At 65.4% G+C, this 19,406-nt stretch carries 19 protein-coding genes; 16 read left to right on the top strand and 3 right to left on the bottom strand.

All coding sequences use genetic code 11. The features are described from left to right. Positions 1-78 precede the first annotated feature (78 nt). The 4 genes from J2R78_RS25130 to J2R78_RS25145 all read left to right on the top strand — a co-directional run bounded on the left by J2R78_RS25130 (position 79) and on the right by J2R78_RS25145 (position 1,850). Positions 79-261, top strand: a complete 183-nt coding sequence (locus J2R78_RS25130; RefSeq protein WP_028343296.1) for a hypothetical protein — start codon at positions 79-81, stop codon at positions 259-261. A gap of 125 nt (positions 262-386) precedes the next feature. Beyond that, a complete protein-coding gene (locus tag J2R78_RS25135; RefSeq protein ID WP_212056530.1) occupies positions 387-1,289 on the top strand; it encodes a DnaJ C-terminal domain-containing protein in 903 nt (300 codons plus the stop codon). Then, the gene (locus J2R78_RS25140) at positions 1,286-1,561 is read left to right on the top strand and encodes a chaperone modulator CbpM (protein ID WP_092081643.1); all 276 of its coding nucleotides are present in this window, start codon (positions 1,286-1,288) and stop codon (positions 1,559-1,561) included. The genes J2R78_RS25135 and J2R78_RS25140 overlap by 4 nt, the downstream gene beginning before the upstream one ends. A gap of 64 nt (positions 1,562-1,625) precedes the next feature. Beyond that, a complete protein-coding gene (locus J2R78_RS25145) occupies positions 1,626-1,850 on the top strand; it encodes a hypothetical protein (RefSeq protein ID WP_016843345.1) in 225 nt (74 codons plus the stop codon). A 100-nt stretch (positions 1,851-1,950) separates the two neighbouring features. Here J2R78_RS25145 and J2R78_RS25150 read toward each other — a convergent pair whose 3' ends face one another. Together J2R78_RS25150 and ybaL are read right to left on the bottom strand one after the other, a co-directional pair. Next, complete coding sequence (locus J2R78_RS25150; RefSeq protein ID WP_028343292.1) at positions 1,951-2,184, bottom strand: hypothetical protein; 234 nt, start codon at positions 2,182-2,184, stop codon at positions 1,951-1,953. A gap of 61 nt (positions 2,185-2,245) precedes the next feature. Beyond that, positions 2,246-3,967 (bottom strand): YbaL family putative K(+) efflux transporter, encoded by a 1,722-nt coding sequence (ybaL, locus tag J2R78_RS25155; protein ID WP_253607231.1) that lies wholly within the window; start codon positions 3,965-3,967, stop codon positions 2,246-2,248. 114 nt (positions 3,968-4,081) lie between these two features. Between ybaL and J2R78_RS25160 the strand changes: the two genes are divergently transcribed. The 11 genes from J2R78_RS25160 to J2R78_RS25210 all read left to right on the top strand — a co-directional run bounded on the left by J2R78_RS25160 (position 4,082) and on the right by J2R78_RS25210 (position 16,700). Beyond that, entirely contained in the window at positions 4,082-4,747 is a 666-nt protein-coding gene (locus J2R78_RS25160) for an HAD family hydrolase (RefSeq protein WP_253607232.1), read from the top strand. Between the two features lie 9 nt (positions 4,748-4,756). Continuing rightward, positions 4,757-5,710, top strand: a complete 954-nt coding sequence (locus J2R78_RS25165; RefSeq protein ID WP_253607233.1) for a sugar-binding transcriptional regulator — start codon at positions 4,757-4,759, stop codon at positions 5,708-5,710. A 367-nt stretch (positions 5,711-6,077) separates the two neighbouring features. Further along, the gene (locus tag J2R78_RS25170; protein ID WP_253607234.1) at positions 6,078-7,391 is read left to right on the top strand and encodes a sugar ABC transporter substrate-binding protein; all 1,314 of its coding nucleotides are present in this window, start codon (positions 6,078-6,080) and stop codon (positions 7,389-7,391) included. A 136-nt stretch (positions 7,392-7,527) separates the two neighbouring features. After that, complete coding sequence (locus tag J2R78_RS25175; RefSeq protein ID WP_024583852.1) at positions 7,528-8,400, top strand: carbohydrate ABC transporter permease; 873 nt, start codon at positions 7,528-7,530, stop codon at positions 8,398-8,400. Positions 8,401-8,404: 4 nt separating this feature from the next. Then, entirely contained in the window at positions 8,405-9,235 is an 831-nt protein-coding gene (locus J2R78_RS25180) for a carbohydrate ABC transporter permease (protein WP_253607235.1), read from the top strand. 17 nt (positions 9,236-9,252) lie between these two features. Continuing rightward, complete coding sequence (locus J2R78_RS25185; RefSeq protein ID WP_028352159.1) at positions 9,253-10,260, top strand: ABC transporter ATP-binding protein; 1,008 nt, start codon at positions 9,253-9,255, stop codon at positions 10,258-10,260. A 93-nt stretch (positions 10,261-10,353) separates the two neighbouring features. Next, positions 10,354-11,127: an SDR family NAD(P)-dependent oxidoreductase gene (locus J2R78_RS25190; RefSeq protein WP_057019317.1), complete on the top strand. Its 774-nt coding sequence runs from the start codon at positions 10,354-10,356 to the stop codon at positions 11,125-11,127. 42 nt (positions 11,128-11,169) lie between these two features. Next, positions 11,170-12,822: an FGGY-family carbohydrate kinase gene (locus J2R78_RS25195; protein ID WP_253607236.1), complete on the top strand. Its 1,653-nt coding sequence runs from the start codon at positions 11,170-11,172 to the stop codon at positions 12,820-12,822. Between the two features lie 10 nt (positions 12,823-12,832). After that, positions 12,833-13,771 (top strand): carbohydrate kinase, encoded by a 939-nt coding sequence (locus J2R78_RS25200; protein WP_253607237.1) that lies wholly within the window; start codon positions 12,833-12,835, stop codon positions 13,769-13,771. Between the two features lie 405 nt (positions 13,772-14,176). Continuing rightward, the gene (locus J2R78_RS25205) at positions 14,177-15,886 is read left to right on the top strand and encodes a PQQ-binding-like beta-propeller repeat protein (RefSeq protein WP_168855785.1); all 1,710 of its coding nucleotides are present in this window, start codon (positions 14,177-14,179) and stop codon (positions 15,884-15,886) included. A 247-nt stretch (positions 15,887-16,133) separates the two neighbouring features. Continuing rightward, positions 16,134-16,700 (top strand): c-type cytochrome, encoded by a 567-nt coding sequence (locus tag J2R78_RS25210; protein WP_253607238.1) that lies wholly within the window; start codon positions 16,134-16,136, stop codon positions 16,698-16,700. 114 nt (positions 16,701-16,814) lie between these two features. On the opposite strand, the gene J2R78_RS25215 is transcribed toward J2R78_RS25210, so the two are convergent. Beyond that, the gene (locus J2R78_RS25215) at positions 16,815-17,747 is read right to left on the bottom strand and encodes an ankyrin repeat domain-containing protein (protein ID WP_253607239.1); all 933 of its coding nucleotides are present in this window, start codon (positions 17,745-17,747) and stop codon (positions 16,815-16,817) included. Between the two features lie 204 nt (positions 17,748-17,951). On the opposite strand from J2R78_RS25215, the gene J2R78_RS25220 reads away from it, so the two are divergent. Further along, the gene (locus J2R78_RS25220; RefSeq protein ID WP_253607240.1) at positions 17,952-19,373 is read left to right on the top strand and encodes an amidase; all 1,422 of its coding nucleotides are present in this window, start codon (positions 17,952-17,954) and stop codon (positions 19,371-19,373) included. Positions 19,374-19,406: the final 33 nt, after the last annotated feature.

Below are 19,406 nucleotides of genomic sequence, written 5' to 3' on the forward strand. Positions count from 1 at the left end.
GTCCGCGCTCCGCTGGCTCGTTCCGGCGGAGCGCGGTATTGTTCCGCCTGTGCAAGCGATCATCAGTGGAGGTTGGTCATGGCACAGAGTCATGGCGGCGATGGACAGCTCGACGATGGCAAGCCGCGCTTGAGCGAGGACGACATGCAGCGTGCCCTGCTCGGTCCGAGGGGCGTGCCAGGCAAGGCGGATACCGCCAAGATGACGCCGCAACAGCAAAAGAACATGCCGAACTATCTGGACCCCGGACATACATCTTAACTTGTCATGTGACGTGAGCGCATGCTGCGTCGGCCGCTTCCGGGCGGCGCGCCTGCGCACTTGCAAATCGCCTGCTTTTGCGCCCTCATGATTGCAGGTGCACTCACGGTGTTGCGGAGCAGGTTGTGAGAAATCCGTACGAGGTTCTTGGCGTTGCCCCGACGGCGTCTGCGGCCGATATCCAGAAGGCTTATCGAAAGCTGGCGAAGAAGCTGCATCCGGATCTCAATCCGGGCGACAAGGCGGCCGAAGACAAATTCAAGGAAGTCGCTGCTGCGAACGATCTGCTCTCGGATGCCGAGAAGCGCAAGCGCTTCGACGCCGGCGAGATCGATGCTGATGGCGCCGAGCGGCCGCAGCATCGCTACTACCGGGATTTCGCCACCGCGGATGCGGGGCATCCCTATGCCGACAGCTCCGGCTATGCCGACTACATGGACCAGGACGACGCCTTCGCCGAATTGCTCCGGCGCAGCGAGCAGGCGCGCGCCAACCGGCGTGGCCGCGATTTGCATTACGCTCTCGCGATCGACTTCGCGGAATCGATCACCGGTGCGAGCAAGCGGCTGACGCTTCCCGACGGCGGTACGCTGGACGTGACGATCCCGCCGGGGCTCGTCGATGGCCAGATCATTCGGCTGCGCGGCAAGGGCATGCCCGGCAGCGGCAAGGGCGGTCCCGGCGATGCGCTGATCGAGGTGGAAGTTCGCCCCGATCCGCGCTTCACCCGCGAAGGTGACGACATTACGCTGGAACTGCCGATTTCGCTGTCCGAGGCGGTGCTCGGCGGAAAAGTCCGCGTTCCGACGCCGACCGGTGCCGTGACCATGACGGTTCCGAAGGGATCGAACACCGGCACGACCATGCGGTTGCGCGGCAAGGGCGCGCCCCGCGTCGGCGGAGGCCATGGCGACGAACTCGTCAAGCTCAAGGTGGTCCTGCCCAAGGGACCCGATCCCGAGCTCGAGGCGTTTGTGTCGAACTGGGATCGAAAGGCATTCGATCCGCGCGAGGATGGTGCATCATGAACAAGCAGCAGTTCCTCATCGATGCGGGTCTGGAGGTGCAGACCCTGGAGTTCTGGATCGAGCAGCAATGGCTGGTGCCGGACGAGACCGCCAGCGAGATCAGCTTCTCCGACACCGACGTGGCGCGCGCGCATCTGATCCGCGACCTGAAGGGCGACTTCGGCGTCAACGACGAGGGCATCGACGTCATCCTTCATCTGGTCGATCAGCTGCACGGCCTGCGCCGTGCGTTCGAGCAATTGCACAAGGACATCGCGTCGCCACCGCGCTAGGCGCCTCACTTGCGACGAACCTCAGCCTTGGGACTCAGCCTTGGGATCAGCCTGGGAGACGATCATGACGGACAAGCCGACGCCGCTGGCGCATGGCGAGATCGACGTTCTTATCCTGCAGGCGCTGGTGCGCAAGCTGATCGCGAAGGGCGTGCTGACGCCGGACGACGTCCGGTCGATGCTGTTCGAGGCCGCCAAGAATCTTGACCTGGTCGGCAGCGAACTGACGACGGAAGCCGCCAACATCATCGTGCAGGAGGATCTCGCGCCGGCATTCCTTGGCGGCTAGCGCATGATCCGGAAAAGTGGAAGCCGGTTTTCCCTCGCGACAAACGCAAAGCGTTTGCGCGCAGATCACGCTCAAACAAAGAGCTCAAATAAAAAAGGCTTCAGGTCTGGCCGCCGCGGGTGGAGACCAGTCGGATCCGGGTGACCTGACCGGCATTGCCGGCGAGATAGGCTTGTGCGTCACGCACCAGCCGCTCCACGGCGGCCGCGTCATAGCTCGGATGACGGGTGTTCAGATGCAGGTCGGTCTCGATCTGCATGACGTTTGTCGTGTCCGCGGCGCCGATCTCGACCGAGAACGACACCAGCGATACGTGCGGGCTCTTGAAGGCCATCGCTCGATCTCCCTCATCGCGTGACGCGCGGCGCGCATCGGTACGATGGGCGCAGTCTATCTCAAGCTGCCGAATCTTGCTCGGCCGCTCGCATCGCAGCCGGACGCGCCCTGTCGAGCTCCTCGATCATGCCGCGGGCGATCTCGCGCTCGCCCATGATCACGATGTCGGCGCCAAGTGCCTTGAGATGATCGACCTCGGCGTCGGAATGCGCACGGGCGATGATCTGGATATCGGCATTCGCGGCGCGCGCCTGTTCGACGATCTGGCCGGCCTCGAAGGCTTCGGGAATGGCGATGACCAGCGATCGCGCGCCGGCCGGATTGGTCGCGCGCAGCACGCTGGCGCGCGCGGCGTTGCCCATCAGGGCTTCGATGCCGCGCTCCTTGAGCTTGGCAACCATGTCGTCGGACGCCTCGACCGCGAGAAACGGCGCGCTGCGTTGATGCAGCGCATCGCCGACGATGCTGCCGACCCGGCCGTAGCCGACCAGGATGGTGTGATCCTGCAATTCGGTGACCGGGATTGGTTCAGAAGCCGCGGCGGTTGGTGAGGAAGCTTGCGGCTTCTCGAGCCGCGACTTCAGCCAGTCGACGACCGCGAACACCAGCGGGTTGAGCATGATCGAGAAGATCGCGCCCGCCAGGATCAGGTCGCGGCCGGCCTTCGGCAGCAGATTGAGCGCAACGCCGAGTTCGGCCAGGATGAAGGAGAATTCGCCGATCTGGGCGAGGCTCGCCGAGATCATCAGGGCTGTTGCCATCGGATGACGGAACAGCACGACGATCAGAAGGGCTGCGATCGACTTGCCGACCACGATGACGAACAGCGTCGCGACGAATGGCCAGGGCTCGCGGACCACGCTCATCGGGTCGAACAGCATGCCGACGGAGACGAAGAACAGCACCGCGAACGCATCGCGCAGCGGCAGGGTCTCCTGGGCCGCGCGCTGGCTGAGCGGCGATTCCCGCAGCATCATTCCGGCGAAGAAGGCGCCGAGCGCCAGCGAGACGCCGAACAGCTTGGTCGCGCCGAACGCGATGCAGAGCGCGATCGCGAGCACGGTCAGCCGGAACAGCTCGCGCGAGCCGGTATGCGCGATGTAGTGCAGGACCCACGGGATCAGCCGGCGTCCGACCACCAGCATCAGCGCGATGAACACGGCGATCTTGATCAGCGTCAGCACCAGCACGCCGGTGAGCCCGAGACCGAAACGGGCGGCGAGCGGGTCGGAGGTGAGCGCCGCGCCATCGCTGCCCTGCAATCTCGCCACCGCCGGGAACAGCACCAGCGCCAGCACCATGGCGAGGTCTTCGACGATCAGCCAGCCGACCGCGATCTTGCCGCGTTCGGTGTCCATCAGGCGGCGCTCCTGCAGCGCGCGCAACAGCACGACGGTACTTGCGACCGACAGCGCGAGGCCGAACACCAGACCCGCGCCGACGGTCCAGCCCATCAATAGCGCGAGGCCGAGGCCCATCAATGTGGCGACCGCAATCTGCGCAATCGCGCCGGGCACCGCGATCGCGCGCACCGACAACAGATCGTTCAGCGAGAAATGCAGGCCGACGCCGAACATCAGGAGAATGATACCGAGCTCCGCCAGCTCGGTTGCCAGCGCCTGATCGGCAACGAAGCCGGGCGTGAAGGGACCGACGGCCACGCCCGCGAGCAGATAACCGACCAGTGGCGGAACCCGAAAGCGCTGGGCGATGGTTCCGAAGACAAAAGCGAGGCCGAGGCCCGCGACGACGGTCGCGATCAGAGGTGTGTCATGCGGCATTTCGCCTTGTCGCACAGCATCCGTGGCGGTGCACCGCGACCATTTGAGGCGCGGCATTCCGCGCGGAAATCGTGATCTATTGCTCATGGCGTGAGCATATGATCTCATGCCGGGATGGATCCGCGGCTTCCCGAGACCGATCTCGTCATCTTCGACTGCGACGGCGTGCTCGTCGACAGCGAGGAATTGAGCTGCCGCTGCCTTGCCGAGGCGATGGTGCAGGCCGGCATCGGGATGAGCACCGAGCGGGCGCTCGAACTCTTCCTCGGCCGCAGCACCGCGGCCGTGGTCGACTACTGCCGGGGCGTCGGAAAGCCGCTGCCCGAGACGTTTCTGCCTGACCTGGCGCTGCAGGTCCGTGAGACCTTCCGCTCCCGACTGAAGCCGATCGCCGGCATCGCGGCGGTGCTCGAGGAATTGCGGCTGCCATATTGTGTCGCCTCATCGAGCGATCTCGAGCGGGTGAAGTTCTCGCTGGAGCTGACCGGCCTCGCCGCCAGCTTCGGGCCGCGGCTCTACACCGCGCAGATGGTCAGGCAGGGCAAGCCGGCCCCTGATCTGTTCCTGCATGCGGCAAGCGCCATGGGCGCCGCGCCGCGCCGCACGCTCGTGATCGAAGACAGCGTCAGCGGCGTGATGGCCGCGAAGGCGGCGGGCATGAAAGTGTGGGGATTTGTCGGCGGCGCCCACTATCGGTTGGCGGATGGCAGTGCTCTGCTGCGGCAAGCGGGGGCGGATCGAATCTTCGCCGCGATGACGGATTTCTGGATGGAAGGCTGACGCAAGACGATGGCTGCGCCCGACAACGAAAAGTCTCGCCTCGACGATGCGGCGCGCGCCGGCTGGCTGTATTTCATCGCGGGCCACACCCAGGATGAGATTGCGAAAATGCTGCAGGTGTCGCGCGCCTCGGCGCAGCGCCTGGTGTCGCTGTGCCTGGCGGAGCGGCTGATCACGTTTCGCCTCGAACATCCCATCGCGGCCTGCATGGAGCTGGCCTCCCGGCTGAAGGCGCGGTTCGATCTGGTGCATTGCGACGTCGTGCCGACCGATCCGGCGGCGCCGCTGTCCAATGCAGGGATCGCCGAGCGCAGCGCCAATCTGCTGGAGACGACGCTGCGCTCGGAGACGCCCGTGATCGTGGCGCTCGGCACCGGCCGCGCGGTGCGCGCCGCGGTCGAGCGGGTCTCGCCGATCGAGCGGCCCGATCACCAGATCGTCTCGCTGGTCGGCAACATCTCCGCCGACGGCTCGGCGAGCTTCTACGACACAGTGGGACGGCTCGCCGACCGCACCGGCGCGCGGCATTACCCGATGCCGCTGCCGTTCCTGATGTCGAGCGAGGACGAGCGCAACCGCATGGTGCGCATCGACCCGATCGCGCGGGTGAGGGCGGTCGCCGCCAAGGCCGATCTGCGGCTGATCGGCATCGGCCAGATGGACCAGAAGGCCCAGGTCCATGTCGACGGCTTCGTCACCCGCGAGGAGCTGCTGGAGATGATGCGGCTCGGCGCGGTCGGCGAGGTGACGGGCTGGGCCTATGACGCCAAGGGCCGCCTGATCAAGGGCGGCACCAACAAGCGCCTGACCAGCATTCCGCCGCAGATCCCAGCGGAAGCGACCACGATCGCCGCGGCGGTCGGCGGCGCCAAGGTGCCCTCGATCAAGGCCGCATTGGGGGGCCGGGTGATCAACGGCCTCATCACCGATGAGGCCACCGCGCGCGCGGTGCTGGATCGTTAGGCGCCACGAGTCGTACTTCACCTCGCCCCGCTTGCGGGGAGAGGTCGGATCGCATCGGAGATGCGATCCGGGTGAGGGGGAGTCTCCGCGCATTCGTCCGCTTCGTATGCGCGGAAAGAGCCCCTCACCCCAACCCTCTCCCCGTAAGAACGGGGCGAGGGAGCGCAGTCCCGCTGTGGCCGCAAATCAAGTTGCCTTCTGGGTCTCAGCGCCCTTCTTCATCTCCGCAGACACCTCCATTCCAGCGTGCAGTGGAACCCGCGAACGCGCGGGACGGCGCTCCCGCGCGCTTGACAAAGTTTGGCGACAGAGTGAACATACGCTCAACACGTGGGCATATGCTCAACGTGACATAAGGGAGGTCACCTTGAAAAACGTCCTTTGCGCCGTTGCGGGCGCGGCTGCTGTTTTGATCTCTGCCCCCTCGATCGCCCAGACCACGCTGACGGTGGCGACCGTCAACAATGGCGACATGATCCGCATGCAGGGGCTCACCAGCGAATTCACCGCGAAGAATCCCGACATCACCGTCAAATGGGTGACGCTCGAGGAGAACGTGCTGCGCCAGCGCGTGACCACCGACATCGCCACCAAGGGCGGCCAGTTCGACGTGCTCACCATCGGCACCTATGAGGTGCCGATCTGGGCCAAGAAGAACTGGCTGGTGCCGCTCGACAAGCTCGGCGCCGACTACGACGTCGGTGACCTCTTGCCCAAGATCAAGGATGCGGTCTCGGTCGACGGCAAGCTCTACGCCGCGCCGTTCTACGGCGAGAGCTCGATGGTGATGTATCGCACCGACCTGTTCGACAAGGCCGGCCTGAAGATGCCGGAGAGCCCGACCTGGGACTTCGTGGTCGACGCCGCCAAGAAGCTGACCGACAAGTCCGCCGGCGTCTACGGCATCTGCCTGCGCGGCAAAGCCGGCTGGGGCGAGAACATGGCGTTCCTGACCGCGATGGCCAATTCCTACGGCGCGCGCTGGTTCGACGAGAAGTGGGAGCCGCAATTCACCTCGCCGGAATGGAAGAAGACGCTGACGACCTATGTCGACCTGATGAAGCAGGCCGGCCCTCCCGGCGCCTCTTCCAACGGCTTCAACGAGAACCTCGCGCTGTTCAACGCCGGCAAATGCGCGATGTGGATCGATGCCACCGTGGCGGCGTCGTTCGTCAGCAATCCGAAGGAATCCACGGTCGCCGACAAGGTCGGCTTTGCGCTGGCGCCGAACACCGGGCTCGGCAAGAACGCCAACTGGCTGTGGGCATGGAGTCTCGCGGTTCCTGCCGGTTCGAAGAAGGTCGAGGCGGCCGAGAAGTTCATCGCCTGGGCGACCAGCAAGGATTACACCAAGCTCGTCGCCGCGAAGGAAGGCTGGGCCAACGTGCCGCCGGGCACGCGCACCTCGCTGTACAAGAACCCCGACTATCTGAAGGTCGCCCCCTTCGCCAAGCTGACCTTGGCCTCGATCGATGCCGCCGATCCGAACAAGCCGACGGTGAAGCCGGTGCCTTACGTCGGCGTGCAGTACGCGGCGATCCCTGAATTCCAGGGTATCGGCACCCAGGTGGGCCAGCAGTTCTCGGCGGCGCTCTCAGGTTCGACCACCGTCGATGCGGCGCTCACCGCTGCGCAGTCCGTGACCGAGCGCGAAATGAAGCGCGCGGGCTACATCAAGTAGAGCACGCCTGAAACAAAGCCGGGGCGCGACAGCCGCCTTGGCCGCCCGACCAGCTTAGACCTCCCGAGCTGGGCCACTTGCGACCATCCTGTCCCGCAGCGGGATGGTCGCTCCTTTCCTTGAGAAGGAGGCGGGGATGGCGACCCAGCAGACCCAACTGCTTGCACGCACGCTGCTCACGCCCGCGGTGGCGCTGCTGTTCATCTGGATGATCGTGCCGCTGGCGCTCACGATCTATTTCGCGACCCTGCATTACAATCTGCTCGATCCCGGCTCTGAATCATTCGTTGGGCTGGAGAATTTCCGCTACTTCCTGACCGATCCGGCCTTCCTCGCCTCGTTGCAGAACACGTTGGTGCTGGTCGGCTCGGTGCTCGCGATCACGATCATCCTCGGCGTGCCGCTGGCGCTGCTGCTCGACCAGCAGGTGGTCGGGCTATCGATCGTCCGGCTGATGGTGATAGCGCCGTTCTTCGTGATGCCGACGGTGAGCGCGCTGGTCTGGAAGAACCTGTTGATGCATCCGGTGTCGGGCCTGTTCGCCTGGATCGCGCATCTGTTCGGGCTGCCGGCGATCGACTGGTTCAACGACGCGCCGTTGTTCTCGGTGATCCTGATCATCTCCTGGCAATGGCTGCCGTTCGCGACCCTGATCCTGCTGACCGCGCTGCAATCGCTCGACGAGGAGCAGAAGGAGGCCGCCGAGATGGACGGCGCGAGCGCGATCTCGACCTTCATCTACATCACGCTGCCGCATCTGGCGCGCCCGATCACCGTGGTGATCCTGATCGAGACCATCTTCCTGCTCACGGTGTTCGCGGAGATCTTCGTCACCACCGGCGGCGGCCCCGGCCTGCAGACCACCAACATCGCCTTCCTGATCTATTCGCAGGCGCTGATCCAGTACGACGTCGGCAGCGCCTCGGCGGGCGGCCTGGTCGCGGTGGTGCTCGCCAACATCGTCGCCTTCTTCCTCGTTCGTATCGTCGGCCGGAATCTGGAGGCGTAACGTCATGGCGCGGATGGTCACGACACGGCGCAAGGTCATTTCGACGGTGGCGGCCTGGCTGGTCGGCTTCCTGATCTTCTTCCCGATCCTCTGGATGGTGCTGGCGAGCTTCAAGACCGAGCTCGAGGCGTTCGCGATCCCGCCCTCGTTCCTGTTCTTCCACTGGACCACCGAGAACTACGCCGCGGTGCAGGAGCGCAGCGACTATTTCCACCATGCGCTCAATTCGATCATCATCGCCGGCGGCTCTACGCTGATCGCGATGCTGATCGCGATCCCGGCGGCGTGGTCGATGGCGTTCTCGCCGACCAAGCGGACCAAGGACGTGCTGCTCTGGATGCTCTCGACCAAGATGATGCCGCCGGTCGGCGTGCTGGTGCCGATCTATCTGATCTACCGCACCTTCGGCCTGCTCGACACTCGCTCCGGCCTGATCTTCATCCTGTGCCTCGGCAATCTGCCGATCGTGATCTGGATGCTGTTCACCTATTTCAAGGAGATCCCCAAGGACATCCTCGAGGCGGCGCGGATGGACGGCGCCACGATCGGCCGCGAGCTGATCTATGTGCTGACGCCGATGGCGGTGCCGGGGCTGGCCTCGACGTTGCTGCTCAATCTGATCCTGGCGTGGAACGAGGCGTTCTGGACCCTCAATCTGTCGACACTCGAGGCCGCGCCGCTCACCGTCTTCATCGCGTCCTATTCCAGCCCGGAAGGATTGTTCTGGGCGAAATTGTCGGCGGCGTCGACGCTCGCGATCGCGCCCATTCTCGTGCTCGGCTGGTTCAGTCAGCGGCAGCTCGTCCGCGGCCTGACCTTCGGCGCGGTCAAGTAGCAGAAAGGCGTTTTGCCATGGGTCAGATTACGCTGCAGGGTGTGCAAAAATCGTTCGGGCCGGTCCACATCATCAAGGGCGCCGACCTCGACATCGCCGACGGCTCCTTCGTCGTCTTCGTCGGCCCGTCCGGCTGCGGCAAGACCACGCTGCTGCGGCTGATCGCGGGGCTCGAGGATGTCACCGGCGGCGCTATCCTGATCGATGGACGCAATGTGGTCGACGTGCCGCCGGCCAAGCGGGGGCTGTCGATGGTGTTCCAGTCCTACGCGCTCTATCCGCATATGAGCGTGCGCGGCAACATCGCGTTCGGCCTGAAGATGGCCGGCATCGCCAAGGACGAGATCAACCGCAAGGTCGAGGCCGCCGCGGCGACGCTCAATCTGACGCCCTATCTCGACCGCAAGCCGCGCGAGCTCTCCGGCGGCCAGCGCCAGCGCGTCGCGATCGGGCGCGCCATCGTGCGCGAGCCGAAGGCGTTCCTGTTCGACGAGCCGCTGTCCAATCTCGACGCCGCGCTGCGCGTGCAGATGCGGCTCGAGGTGACGCGGTTGCAGAAGCAGCTCGGCACCACGGCGATCTACGTCACCCACGACCAGGTCGAGGCCATGACCATGGCCGACAAGATCGTGGTGCTGAACGGCGGCAAGATCGAGCAATACGGCTCGCCGCTCGAGCTCTATGAGAAGCCGGCCAACCTGTTCGTCGCCGGCTTCATCGGCTCGCCGAAGATGAATTTCGTCACCGGTGAGATCGCCAAGCAGCAGGGCGCCGCGACCATCGGAGTGCGGCCCGAGCATTTGAGGGTCGAGCGCGACGGGCAGGGCGGCTGGCACGGCACCGTCTCGGTCGCCGAGCATCTCGGCAGCGACACCTTCCTCTATGTCGACGCCGGACCGCTGGGAATGCTGACCGCGCGCTATGTCGGCGAGCTTGACCTGCATCCCGGCGACCGGGTGTCGCTGATCCCGGATCCGGCGCGCATCCACCGTTTCGACGACAGCGGAAAATCGATTCACGCGTAGAGCATGATCCGGACCCGGAGGGCCGCGTTAGCGCAAAGCGTGAAGCGGCTTTCCGAACAGATCATGCTCAAAGAGAAGCTAAGGAAGAAGAAAATGTATCTCGAAAAATTCAGGCTCGGCGGCAAGACCGCCATCATCACCGGCGCGGGTCAGGGCATCGGGCTCGCCTGCGCCGAGGCGCTCGCCGAAGCCGGCGCCAAGGTCATCATCGGCGATCGCGACGCCAAGGTTGCCAATGACGCGCAGGCGGCGCTGAAGGCCAAGGGCTTTGACGCCGACATCGCGCTGATGGACGTGACGGATTCCGGTCGCGTCGCTGCGGTCGCCGACGAACTGGTCGGCAAGTACGGCAAGGTCGACATTCTCGTCAACAATGCAGGCATCGCCCGCAGCGAGACGCCGGCCGAGACCGTGACCGACGAGCACTGGCTCAACGTCATCGACGTCAACCTGAACGGCACCTTCTGGTGCTGTCGCGCCTTCGGCAATCACATGCTGAAGGCGAAATCCGGCACCATCGTCAATGTCGGCTCGATGTCCGGCTTCATCGTCAACAAGCCGCAGGAACAGTGCTTCTACAACGCCTCCAAGGCCGCGGTGCATCACCTGACGAAATCGCTCGCCGCCGAATGGGGCGCGCGCGGGGTTCGCGTGAACGCCGTGGCGCCGACCTATATCGAGACGCCGCTGAACGCCTTCGTGAAGAACAGCCCCAGAATGTACGACGCCTGGATCGGTGGAACCCCGATGGCGCGGATGGGGCAGGTTGACGAGATCGCCTCCGTGGTGCTGTTCCTGGCGTCCGAGGCGGCGAGCCTGATGACCGGAAGCATCGTTCTGGTCGATGGCGGCTACACTTGCTGGTAGGCTTGCGCCCGGGGATTGTGCTCAACGGAAGATAGAGCGGTCATGCGGCAAGCCTATATCGGGGTGGACGTCGGCAGCACCAGCGCCCGGGCGGGCGTGTTCGACGAGTCGGGGAAGCTGCTCGGGTCGGCCCGGCATCCGATCCGGGTCTGGCACGAGCCCGGCGATATCGTGGAGCAATCGTCCGATGACATCTGGGCGGCCTGCGTCGCCTCCGCGCGCGGTGCGATGCGGGAGGCTGCGGTTGCCGCCGAACACGTCAAAGGCATCGGCTTCGACGCGACCTGTTCGCTGGTCGTGCTCGACAGGGCGGGCCGGCCGCTCACCGTCAGCCCGTCGGGCGATCCCGCGCGCAATGTCGTGGTCTGGATGGATCACCGCGCGATGGATGAAACCGAATTCGTCAACGTGACCGGCGACAAGGTGCTGCGCTATGTCGGCGGCGCCATCTCGCCGGAGATGGAGATCCCGAAGATCCTCTGGCTGAAGCGGCATCTGCCCGCGACCTTCGAGGCCGCCGGGCATTTCTTCGATCTTGCCGACTATCTGTCGTTCCGCGCGTCCGGCTCGCTGGCGCGCTCGACCTGCACGATCACCTGCAAATGGACCTATGTCGCCGGCGAGGGCGGCTGGAGCGAATCCTTTTTCAAGCGGGTCGGGCTCGAGGCGCTCGCGGCCGACCGTTTTGGGCGGATCGGCAGCGAGATCGTGCCGCCCGGCTCGCCGCTCGGTCGGGGGCTGTCCGAGGATGCCGCGCGCGATCTCGGCCTGCTGCCGGGAACCGCGGTCGGTGCCTCCCTGATCGATGCCCATGCCGGCGGCGTCGGCGCGATCGGCGGCCGCGATGGCTCCGGCGCCGAGGTCGATGTCTGCCAACGGCTCGCCTACATCATGGGAACGTCGGCCTGCATCATGGCGACGACGGTCGATCCCTGCTTCGTGCCCGGCGTCTGGGGTCCGTATTTCGAAGGCATGGTGCCGGGCTTCTGGCTGAACGAGGGCGGCCAATCGGCGGCGGGCGCCGCGATCGATCACCTGCTCAAGTCGCATCCGGCGCATGCCGAGGTTGCGCTCGCGGCGAAGACCGACGGCGTCGACGTCATCGAATATCTCGAGAAGCGCATCCTGGCGCGCAGCGGCAATGCCTGTGCTGCGGCGTTGCTCGCGCGCAACGTTCACGTTCTGCCTGAGTTCCTCGGCAACCGTTCGCCCTATGCCGATCCCGGCTCGCGCGCGGTGATCGCGGGGCTCGATCTCGACACCGACGTGTCGGCGCTGGAGCGGCTGTTCATCGCCGGCCTGTGCGGGCTGGCCTATGGCCTTGCCGACGTCATCGACGCCTTGCAGGCGCATGGCGTCAAAGGCAAGACCATCGTGATCGGCGGCGGCGCGAGCCGCAGCCCCCTGGTGCGCCAGATCATGGCCGACACGACAGGCTACACGGTGGCACTGCCGGAGACCCAAGAACCCGTCTTGCTCGGCGCCGCGATGCTGGGCGCGGTCGCCAGCGGTGCGCACAACTCGATCAATGCGGCGATGGCCGGCATGTCGGCGCTCGGGCGGTTGAGCGAGCCGACCAGGCCGGAGCTCGCCGAGTTCCACCGCAAGAAGCGCGGCGTGCACAAGATGCTGCGAGAGCTTGAGCGCGACAGCCGCGAGGCGATGAGGCGGGCGCCCGGCGAAGCGCCGACGTAAGGTTTGCCCCATGCTGCTGAGTTGCGGAGATGCGCTGATCGATTTCCTGCCGTCGAAGACGGCGGATGGACGTGAGGCCTTGACGCCCGCCGTCGGCGGCTCCTGCCTCAACATCGCGATCGGCAGCGCCCGGCTCTATGTTCCCACCGGCTTTGTCGGCGGCATCTCGACCGACACCTTCGGCAGGATGATCGCCGATCATGCCGCGGCGTCCGGCGTCGATCTTCGTCGCGCCACGCGGAGCAATCGCCAAGCCACGCTGGCCTTTGCGCGCGTCACCGGCACCGAGACGCAATACGCCTTCTACGACGCCGACACCGCGTCGCGGAACTGGACCTATCGGCGCGATGCGGTCGCGCTTGACGGCGTCACCTGCGTGCATACCGGCTCGACCACGCTGGTCCATGACAAGGGTGCGGCGGAGACGCTGGCCTTGATCGAGGATGCGCGGCCGAACGTGACGATCTCGCTCGATCCGAACTGCCGACCGAACCTCGTCAAGGACAAGGACGCCTATCGCGCGCGCATGCTGGCGTTCTGCGGCAAGGCCGACATCGTAAAGATGTCCGACGTCGACTTCGCCTATCTGTTCGGTGACGAGGCCCATGCTGCGCGGGCCGAGACGCTGCTGTCGGGCGGCGCATCGCTCGTCGTCATTACGCGCGGCAATGATGGCGCTTGCGCCTGGCATCGCAAGGCAGGACCGATCGCGGCCGAAGCGCCGGTGGTCAACGTCGTCGATACGATCGGCGCCGGCGACAGCTTTCAGGCGGCGCTGCTCGCCGCGTTGCATCGGTTGGACCGGATCGCGCAGCCGCAGTTGCGCGACGTCTCCGCAGCCGAGCTGACCCGTGCGTTGTCCTTTGCCTGCAAATGCGCCGCTTTCACCTGCACGCGGCCCGGCGCCGATCCGCCGCGCAGCCGGGAGTTGCCGGCCGACTATTGGTAAGCCATGCAGGGCCTCAGCCGGCGCGGCGTCCCGCGCGATGCCGTCGCTTGACGCTTAGTCTCATTTTGCGTGCTGCGCCTGCGAAGGCAAATCTGCCCGGCGATGCGTGAAGGCGTCCGAAGCACCCGATATCGCTCGGATTTGATGCCAACCCGCGATCGCTGCATTTCGATCGTGCGAAGTCATGCTGCTTCGGCTTCGCATGGAGCGCATCGGTTGTCTTTGTGAAAGACCGCGCTAACATGGAACCCATCCATCGATACCTGTCGTCGTCTTTTTTGATCGTCTATTGCAGCGCAACCAGGCCATGCAACGGGTTGCGGGCTCGCCAGGGCGACCGGGCCTCGAAGGGAAGTAGCAGACACGCATCCCTAATATTGCAACCAAGAAATAACGGGGGAAGATATGTATGTGAGAGGGATTGCGGCATTCGCCGCCGCGCTCGGCGTTGGCCTGTTGTCGGGCGCCGCCATCGCGCAGGAAGTCAAGCAGGAGAAGCAGTCGGTCCTCGGCAACGCCAATGTTTCTCCGGTGACCCAGGAGCAGCTCAACGCCGCCGACAAGAACAGCAGGGATTTCCTGCTCACCAACGGCAACTATGCCCAGACGCGATTCTATCCGGGCAAGCAGATCAGCCGGGACAATGTGAAGGACCTGCACGTCGCATGGATCTTCCAGACCGACGTCAAGGAATCGCTTGAGACATCTCCGATCGTCGTCGATGGCGTGATGTTTGTCACGACGTCGTTCAGCCATGTCTATGCGCTCGACGCCAAGACCGGTCAGCAGCTCTGGCACTACGCCCACAAGATGGGCCCGATCACGGTTTATTGCTGCGGTCCCAACAATCGCGGCGTCCAGGTGCTCGGCGACCGGGTCTATCTGGCGACGCTTGATTCCAAGCTGATGGCGCTGAATGCCAAGACCGGCGAGGTGGTCTGGACCACCAACATCGCCGATCCCGAGCTCGGCTACAGCGAGACGATGGCGCCGACCGTGGTTAAGGACAAGGTGCTGATCGGAACCAATGGCGGCGAATACGGCATCCGCGGCTTCGTGCGCGCCTATGACGCCAAGACCGGCAAGCAGCTCTGGAATTTCCACACCATTCCGGAGAACTCCGTCGGTGTCTGGGCGACCAAGGATGCCACCGGCCGTGACATGCATCGCAATATCCAGGCCGAGAAGGACATGCTCGCCAAGATCGGCGATCCCTATGCCAAGCTCGGTGGCGGCGTGTGGCAGAACCCGTCGGTCGATCTCGCGACCAACCGGATCTACTTCGTCGTCGGCAACCCGTCGCCCGACCTCGACGGGTCGAACCGGCCCGGCGACAACCTCTACACCAATTCGCTGGTCTCGCTCGATCTCGACACCGGCAAGTATGTCTGCCACTTCCAGTACATCGCCCATGACGTCTGGGACCTCGACGCGGTCAGCCCGACGGTGCTGGTCAACGTCAAGGACAAGAGCGGCAAGACGATTCCCGGCGTCATCCATGCCGGCAAGACCGGGCACATCTATGTGCACGATCGCAAGGATTGCAGCCTGATCCGCTTCTCCGAGGCGATGGTGCCGCAGGAGAACATGTGGGTGCTGCCGACCAAGGAAGGCGCGCGCATGTTGCCCGGAGCCAATGGCGGCGTCGAATGGTCGCCGATCGCAACCGATCCGGGACAGGAGCTGGCCTACGCGATCAATCTGCACCAGCCGATGACCTACCACGTCGAAAGCTCGGCCTATCCGAACGGTAAGCTTTGGCTGGGCGGCGCCTTCAAGGTGATCCCGGGCGAGAAGCAGGCAGGCAACATCACCGCGGTGAACTACAACAACGGCAAGATCAAATGGCAGGTCAACACGCCCGAGCCGATGATCGGCGGCATCCTCGCCACCGCCGGCGGCCTGGTCTTCACCGGCGAAGGCAACGGCAAGTTCGCGGCCTACAATTCGTCGAACGGCAAGGAGCTGTGGAGCTTCCGCGCCGGCGCCGGCGTCAACGCGCCGCCGTCGAGCTACATGGTCGGCGGCAAGCAATATATCGTGGTCGGCGCGGGCGGTAACACCCAGCTCGACTACAAGCGTGGCAACAACATCATCGCCTTCACGCTCGACTGAGCCGGGCCTGATGCATCATCACGCGTGCAAACATTGACGGCGAGGCGGGACCGGTTCGGTCCCGCTTCTGTTTTCTACGGATAAAAGGTCCAGCCACGTCATTGCGAGCGAAGCGAAGCAATCCATTGTGCCGCGTTTGTGGAAGCATGGATTGCTTCGTCGCTCCAGCGCAAAATTGCTTTGCAATTTTGTCGCGAGCTCCTCGCAATGACGGAGGTGGACCGATACTGCGCCTCAGGATGAGCCAATGTTCGGTAGATTGATGATTTGCGGCGCCGCGCTGTTGCTGGTTGCGTCACAGGCGCGCGCGGAGACGATCGAAGAGAAGGCGCAAGTCTGCGCCGGCTGCCACGGCGAGAGCGGCAAGCCCGTCGACAAGACCATTCCGACGATTTGGGGCCAGCAGGCCGGCTATCTCTACATCCAACTGCGCGATTTCAAGCGCGGCGATCGCAAGAGCGAGATCATGCAGCCGATCGCGGCGCAGTTCGAGCGCGACGACATGCTGGCGATTGCGGAATATTTTTCGCAGAAGCCGTGGCCTGACCTCGGCCAGCCGCGCGCGCCCAAGGACGTGGCGGAGAAGGCGGTCAGCGCCAGCCGCTCGGTCGGCTGCCCGGCCTGCCATCTCGATCGCTTCCAGGGCGACGGCACGGTGCCGCGGCTTGCCGGCATGGGACGGGATTACCTCGCCAAGACCATCGCCGATTTCCGCACCCGCGCGCGCGGCAACAATCCCGGCATGTCCGACCTGATGCTGGCAACGTCGCCCGACGACCTTGCCGCACTGGTGGACTATCTGGCGGGGCTATAGCTGCGGACACTCGTCATGCCCGGGCTTGTCCCGGGCATCCACGTCTTGATATCCAGGCAAAAGAAGACGTGGATGGCCGGGACAAGCCCGGCCATGACGTCCGAGCAAGTCGCCTCAGCGCGGCGTCAGCTCTTCGCGCAGCACTGAGAGGATGGTCAGATCGGCGGCGTGCTTGCCGGCCTTGTCGGCCAGCGCAGGGTCGGCGCCGTGCGCCAGCAGTGTCCTGGCAATCGCCGGATGATTGCCTTCGGCGGCGATCATCAGCGCGGTGCGGCCGCGCGCATCGCGGTCGTCGACCTTGGCGCCGCCTTCCAGCAGGTACGAGACGACCTCCAGTGCTTGCGCCTCCGGCACGGTCTCGTCAGGGCCGGCGGCCCACATCAGGAGCGTCAGATCGTTGGCGTAGCGCGCGTTGATGTCGATCTCGCGCGCCAGCAGCTGCTTGACGATGCCGAGCTGGCCGCCGGCCGCGGCGTAGACGATCGGCGGCTTGCCGGTGTCGTCAGCCTTGCGGCCGTCGGCGCCGTGCGCCAGCAGCATGCGCACCACCATGTCCCTGCCGGCATAGGCGGCGGCCGCGACCGGGGAGGCGCCGCTGCGTCCGGTGAGATTGACGTCGGCGCCGCGGTCGATCAGGCGCTGCACGATCGCGACATGGCCGCGCTCGGCGGCAAAATACAGCGCGGTCGATCCCGCGAGGTTGCGCGCATCGAGCGGCGCGCCGCGTGCCAGCAGCAGGTCGACCATGGCAAGATGGCCGGAGCGGGCGGCGTGGCTCAGCGGCCTTGCGCCCAGCCGGTCCCGCGCGTCGACCGAGGCGCCGTGATCGAGCAGCTCGGTGGCAAGGTTGATGCAATCGGCATTGGCGGCCGCAAATAGCGACAGCGAGATCTCGATCGCGCTGAGCTGGGCCTTGTCGGTTTCGTATTTGCGGATCAGCTCGCGGCATCGCGCCGGATCGGGCGCCGCGAGGCTGCCGTGCACGCTGCCGGCAACGATCAGCGCGGCGAGGGCGATGCGGCGATACAAGGCGTGGTCCTCCGTCATGCTGACAGCAGCGCCATTCGGTCGAGCGTCGCATGATCCTCCGTCGCTGCCAAGCCGCGCGGCCGGGAAGGGCCCGCCGCGCCGGCAGGCCATGCGCCGTCGCGGCTCCGTGGCCTTTCGCCATGCGTCCGAGCCGATGGACTTGCCGCTTGCAGCGCGGCACGATGCGGGCGTCGACCCTATCTGACGCGAGTCCTTGCCCAAATGAGCGACGATCTGTGTCTGCTGTCTGCCGTTGAGCTTCGTGGGCGCATCGCCCGCAAGGAGGTTTCGCCTGTCGAGGTTACGCGCGCGGTGCTCGCCCGTGCCGAGCGGCTGCAACCCGAATTGAACTGCTTCATCACGCTGTGCGGCGATGCGGCGATGGCGCAGGCGAAAGCCGCCGAGCGGCAAATCACGGCTGGCGAGCCGCCCGGTCTGCTCCACGGCATCCCCTTCACCGTGAAGGACATCGTCAACACCAAAGACGTCCGGACGACCTTCGGCGCGGTGCCGTACCGGGACAACGTGCCCGACAACGACGCCGTCGCGGTGGCACGCCTCCGTGCCCAGGGCGGCATATTGATCGGCAAGACCACGACGCCGGAGTTCGGCAGCAAGTGCCTGACCGATTCGCCGCTGTTCGGGCGGACGCGCAATGCATGGAGTGCCGAGCGGTCCAGTGGCGGCTCCAGCGGCGGCGCGGCGGTAGCCGTCGCGAGCGGCATCGCACCGCTGGCGGTTGCGACCGATGGCGGCGGCTCCACCCGGGTTCCCGCCGCCTGCAACGGCGTGGTCGGAATCAAGCAGAGCAACGGGGTGATCCCGCATAGCCAGGTGCAGGACGCGTTCGGCAACCAGACCTATGTCACACCGACCACGCGCACCGTTGCCGATACGGCGCTGATGATGCAGGCGATGGCGGGAGAGGATCTGTCGGACCCCTGGTCGATCGGGGTGCCGGTGCCTGACTATCTCGGGCTTGCCGCGCCGCGCGGCGACCTCAAGGGCCGGCGGGTGCTGTTCTGCCTGTCGCCGCCGGGGCGTCCGGTCACATCCGATGTGGCCGCGGCGTTCAAGGCAAGCCTCGACCGTCTGGCGAGCCTCGGCGCCGCGCTCGAAGAGTTTTCCGGCGACGGCTTTGACATCGAGCCGATCTGGCGTGCGATCAATCACACAGTCTGGCGCACCCGCTTCGAGAAGCTCGCGGCCGATCATCAAAATGATCTCAGTGCAACCTTCCTGAAGCAGCTCGCGCTGGCGGCGCAGGTCAGCGGTGTCGACTACCAGCGGGCGATGTTCGAGCGCACCGCGCTGTTCCGCCGGGTGCAGTCGCTGTTCGCGCGCGGCGATCTCCTGGCGATGCCGACCTTGACCCGGTCGGCTCTGCCGATCGACCAGGACCTGTTCGGCACGATCGAGATCGACGGCCGGAGTTTCGACAGCGTGCGGCCGCACTGGTTTCCCTGGACCATGCTGTTCAACATGACAGGTCATCCCGCCGTCAGCATCCCCGCAGGTTTCGGCCGCGACGGCCTGCCGATCGGACTGCACCTGGTCGGCCGCTTCCGGGCCGATGCCGAACTGTTGCGCGTTGCAGCGTTGTTCGAGGCGGCGAGCGACTTGCTTGGTCGCTGGCCGACCTGACGTTGTCGGCGACGCCGGCCGCGGCGTCGCTGG

It is taken from the genome of Bradyrhizobium sp. USDA 4538 (assembly GCF_024171045.1).
In the GTDB taxonomy this organism is placed as follows: Bacteria; Pseudomonadota; Alphaproteobacteria; order Rhizobiales; family Xanthobacteraceae; genus Bradyrhizobium; species Bradyrhizobium australafricanum.

What these genes read in the sequence shown, in the direction of transcription:
- J2R78_RS25130 (WP_028343296.1), top strand. Translation starts at nt 79, where the DNA reads ATGGCACAGAGTCATGGCGGCGATGGACAGCTCGACGATGGCAAGCCG.
- J2R78_RS25140 (WP_092081643.1), top strand. Translation starts at nt 1,286, where the DNA reads ATGAACAAGCAGCAGTTCCTCATCGATGCGGGTCTGGAGGTGCAGACC.
- J2R78_RS25145 (WP_016843345.1), top strand. Translation starts at nt 1,626, where the DNA reads ATGACGGACAAGCCGACGCCGCTGGCGCATGGCGAGATCGACGTTCTT.
- J2R78_RS25150 (WP_028343292.1), bottom strand. Translation starts at nt 2,184, where the DNA reads ATGGCCTTCAAGAGCCCGCACGTATCGCTGGTGTCGTTCTCGGTCGAG.
- ybaL (WP_253607231.1), bottom strand. Translation starts at nt 3,967, where the DNA reads ATGCCGCATGACACACCTCTGATCGCGACCGTCGTCGCGGGCCTCGGC.
- J2R78_RS25160 (WP_253607232.1), top strand. Translation starts at nt 4,082, where the DNA reads ATGGATCCGCGGCTTCCCGAGACCGATCTCGTCATCTTCGACTGCGAC.
- J2R78_RS25165 (WP_253607233.1), top strand. Translation starts at nt 4,757, where the DNA reads ATGGCTGCGCCCGACAACGAAAAGTCTCGCCTCGACGATGCGGCGCGC.
- J2R78_RS25175 (WP_024583852.1), top strand. Translation starts at nt 7,528, where the DNA reads ATGGCGACCCAGCAGACCCAACTGCTTGCACGCACGCTGCTCACGCCC.
- J2R78_RS25180 (WP_253607235.1), top strand. Translation starts at nt 8,405, where the DNA reads ATGGCGCGGATGGTCACGACACGGCGCAAGGTCATTTCGACGGTGGCG.
- J2R78_RS25185 (WP_028352159.1), top strand. Translation starts at nt 9,253, where the DNA reads ATGGGTCAGATTACGCTGCAGGGTGTGCAAAAATCGTTCGGGCCGGTC.
- J2R78_RS25190 (WP_057019317.1), top strand. Translation starts at nt 10,354, where the DNA reads ATGTATCTCGAAAAATTCAGGCTCGGCGGCAAGACCGCCATCATCACC.
- J2R78_RS25195 (WP_253607236.1), top strand. Translation starts at nt 11,170, where the DNA reads ATGCGGCAAGCCTATATCGGGGTGGACGTCGGCAGCACCAGCGCCCGG.
- J2R78_RS25200 (WP_253607237.1), top strand. Translation starts at nt 12,833, where the DNA reads ATGCTGCTGAGTTGCGGAGATGCGCTGATCGATTTCCTGCCGTCGAAG.
- J2R78_RS25205 (WP_168855785.1), top strand. Translation starts at nt 14,177, where the DNA reads ATGTATGTGAGAGGGATTGCGGCATTCGCCGCCGCGCTCGGCGTTGGC.
- J2R78_RS25210 (WP_253607238.1), top strand. Translation starts at nt 16,134, where the DNA reads ATGTTCGGTAGATTGATGATTTGCGGCGCCGCGCTGTTGCTGGTTGCG.
- J2R78_RS25215 (WP_253607239.1), bottom strand. Translation starts at nt 17,747, where the DNA reads ATGACGGAGGACCACGCCTTGTATCGCCGCATCGCCCTCGCCGCGCTG.
- J2R78_RS25220 (WP_253607240.1), top strand. Translation starts at nt 17,952, where the DNA reads ATGAGCGACGATCTGTGTCTGCTGTCTGCCGTTGAGCTTCGTGGGCGC.